The 2,602-nt window shown below is 56.5% G+C and carries 3 protein-coding genes; all 3 read right to left on the bottom strand.

Annotated elements, in window-relative coordinates:
- On the bottom strand, nucleotides 1–526 hold a 526-nt coding region (locus PsWM33_RS13115; RefSeq protein WP_082826998.1), incomplete at its 3' end, for a phage tail-collar fiber domain-containing protein.
- The gene (locus PsWM33_RS13110; RefSeq protein WP_063300542.1) at nucleotides 523–1,272 is read right to left on the bottom strand and encodes a phage tail protein; all 750 of its coding nucleotides are present in this window, start codon (nucleotides 1,270–1,272) and stop codon (nucleotides 523–525) included. The genes PsWM33_RS13115 and PsWM33_RS13110, both read right to left, overlap by 4 nt.
- Nucleotides 1,269–2,405 carry a baseplate J/gp47 family protein gene (locus PsWM33_RS13105; RefSeq protein WP_063300541.1) on the bottom strand — a complete coding sequence of 379 codons (1,137 nt, stop codon included), beginning with the start codon at nucleotides 2,403–2,405 and terminating at the stop codon, nucleotides 1,269–1,271. The genes PsWM33_RS13110 and PsWM33_RS13105 overlap by 4 nt, the downstream gene beginning before the upstream one ends.
- Nucleotides 2,406–2,602: the final 197 nt, after the last annotated feature.

Genomic DNA, 2,602 nt, shown 5'->3' with positions numbered 1-2,602 from the left:
AAAGCGCCTTGCTCAGACTGCGCACGGTATGATTGAGCTGGAAGTTCTCAAGCTGAAGGGCAATCATAGAGGTGGCTGTGCCCGCAAACTCCTCGCCAAAAAAGAGCTGAAGATCCACATCACCGGATACTTGAATGACGTTTTGCGGAAGCCCAGTGAGCGCAAGCACAAAGGAAAAAGCAATCGGTACGCCTGGGGTGTATTGAGCTAATGGCGTGTCAGGGTCTGACCATACGGCCAGCAAGGTGCCGTCCTCTAACATCACACCAAGCTCAGCCAGTGTGAAACCGGTGTTCCCGTCAATCTTGGCCGTGATCTCCATCTGGAAATCGTCCAGATAGCGAGAGCCAATAATCTCGATACGAGCTTTTTCCGATTTCAGGCCGGTCTCGGTTCCCGTCGGTGTGTAGCGGCTGGAGCCAAAGGCCAGATGCGTAATCTTGGCATGAAGGCTGGCATCTGAGGCATCAAAGATAGCCCGCATGCCAGCGCGCGTAAGTGTTGGATTGATGGCCTTAAGGCTCATGTCAAAAGCTCTCCTTGAATTGAAATGAATGAACAAGCTCGTGCGACTGCAACAGTGGCGGCAACCGCCCCCATTTGCGGCAGAACCGGCTCAGCTGTTTGCGCCAGAAAGGCAACACCACGCGCTATCGTGCCTGCGCTCAGCGTTGTTCCGCATTCGGGCAAAACCGTTGCGCCCATGGGCTGAGCGAAAGCATTGGAACGGCCTGCTAATCCAAGATTGAGCGTGCTCTCAAACTCCGCACCAAGTTCAAAACTGGTGTCCTGTGACCAGCGTTTGGTCGCATCCACCATAGTGAGCGCGGCCCTCTGGACTTTCTCATTGAGCAGCACCACTTCATCTTCAAACAGATGCTCATTGGCGTAGACGGTCAGCTTATGAGTGTCGTGCGGGCCTTCCGGCTCTTGTTGCCACCAGTGTTCAAAGTGCGGGCGAATGCCAATCAGTGACAGGCCAAGGGCCACACCATCGTCGGTGCCTTTGTCCTCGTGCAGCTTCCACACTTCATCAATCAGGCGGCGCACCGCTTCCTCCGGCAGACCGTCTTCTGCGATGAACTCTTCCAGTGAGCGGTCGTGGATTGCCAGCGGCAAGGCTTCCGTTGATATCTCATCAGAGTTGCGCTGCATCAGGACGGAGAAGTCGAACTCCGCCACCATGGCTTCCAATGCATCCAAAAAGGCACGGGAGCGCTCTTCATTGATACTGGAGGAAATCAACGTGTGCGGAAAACGGCGCTCGCTCATGATGCCTCCGCCACAAGGTCCACATCGCCAATCACAGCGAACTGTGTCTGCCCAAGCTGGCGAGAGACCAGATTGCTCACATGCAGATCCACATCCACCACGCCTTCTATGAGCCGAACGGCAGGCGTTAAAGCAGACAGGGCCAGATAGTCACCCAAACGTTGCGACCAGATGAGACCTGCCTTACGAATGGCCTCCTCTGAGGCAGCGCGGGCGGTTTCAAAATCTCCATTGACCTTGAGTGGGCCGGTGATGTGAACCCTCACCAACTCGGCTGGATGGACGCTCAACTCATCGCCTTGCGGGCGTTTGCTTTGTGGGTCCAGATAGGCTTTAAGGTCCGCGCAAAACTGGGCACCAGGCACGCCAGAGGTCAGCAGCACATAAAGCGCAATGCGTCCCGGTTCTGGCCGGATCACTTCCACGTCGGCAATTTCCGGCGAGAAGGCACGGGCCTGCTGACGATAGCTTTCCTTTGGTCCAGCCTTGGAGATACGATCATGAGCTTTAGCGGCGCGGTAGAGTAACGAGCTGTCATCTTCTGCGGTTGTGCCGCCAGCGCTCGCCGTTGTGTTGGTCACGCTCACATCGGGATAGCCTGCTGAGATTTCCGTGATCTGGCCGGGTAGCAGGCCATTGGCCTCAGGCCCCGGTTGTGTTGCTGTGGCGCGGCCACTTAACGAGACCTCGCCTGCCTTCAATACCTGCTGGTCATCCAGCGTAAATGAAACTTCCCCGGCGCTGACTTCCAGCCCACGCGGCAAGATAAGGTCGGTTCCGCGTGGGGTCTCCAGTGTGAAGGCAAGCTCCACTCGTGCCGGTTTGGATTTGAGACGAAACGTGCCGTTGTTGGCGGCGGCCACATCCAGAGAATGCCCCTTGGCAAACAGCAGCCAACGCTTGTCGGCGGCATCCTGACCTTCTTTGCCGAGCAGCGATAGGCCGTAGGAAAGCAGGTTGATGAGCAACATCTCATAATGAGCTGGATAGAGCTTGCGCTGTGGCCCGTCCGGGTGGGTTTCCCACCACGCCACCAGCTTTTCCTTCCAGGCTTTGGCCGAGGTGGTGAAGTGCTGCGGTGGTCCGCGCCGGATCAGCTCATCAGTGGTTAGGGCTTTGATGAGGTTTACCATCACTCAGCCCTCATCAGATCAACATCTGTGCGCTGAATATCGGAAAGTACATCAGAACGTGGACGCCAGAAAATGGAGGCTGCGAAATAAGCAAGGCCGAGTTGCTCAACGTCTACGCGCTCAAGCAGAACACGCGGCTCCCAGCGGGTAATGCCCTCCTGAGCCTCCCCCTTTGAAGTGGTCCACGCCTATAGTTA

This window comes from Pseudovibrio sp. WM33, from assembly GCF_001623165.1.
In the GTDB taxonomy this organism is placed as follows: domain Bacteria; phylum Pseudomonadota; class Alphaproteobacteria; order Rhizobiales; family Stappiaceae; genus Pseudovibrio.
Note: the sequence above shows the minus strand (reverse complement) of the source record. Positions and strands in the feature narration are given on the sequence as shown.